1 protein-coding gene is annotated in these 378 nt (G+C 73.3%); it reads left to right on the top strand.

Translation table 11 applies throughout. The features are described from left to right. Nucleotides 1-330, top strand: a 330-nt coding sequence (locus DSP71_RS23465) for an AAA family ATPase (protein ID WP_396652053.1), incomplete at its 5' end; no start/stop codon positions are given. Nucleotides 331-378 lie beyond the last annotated feature (48 nt).

The raw sequence follows: 378 nt of genomic DNA, 5'->3' as shown, positions 1-378 counted from the left end.
ATGGCCGACCTCGCGGCCACCGTACACGTCGAGCCCGCCGTGCTCCGCTACGTGGCAGAGCTCGCCGAGGCGACTCGTGAGGACGGCGCCATCCGTCTCGGCGTCTCGGTGCGCGGTGCGATCGCGATGATCCGCATCGCCAAGGTCTGGGCCGCGGCTCAGGGACGCCACTTCGTGCTCCCGGACGACATCAAGGTGCTCGCCCGCCCGGTGTGGCAGCACCGTCTGCTGCTCGACGCCGAGGCCGAGTTCGCCGGCACCAGCAGCGACACCGTCATCGCCCGCGTGCTCGACGCCGTTGCGGCCCCCCAGGCCCGAGCGGCGGCCTGATGACCGCGGAGGCCCTTCCGGCGTCGACGCCGCAGACGGAGCGCGACG

The organism is Microbacterium sp. H6, assembly GCF_003314775.1.
In the GTDB taxonomy this organism is placed as follows: Bacteria; Actinomycetota; Actinomycetes; order Actinomycetales; family Microbacteriaceae; genus Microbacterium; species Microbacterium oxydans.
Note: the sequence above shows the minus strand (reverse complement) of the source record. Positions and strands in the feature narration are given on the sequence as shown.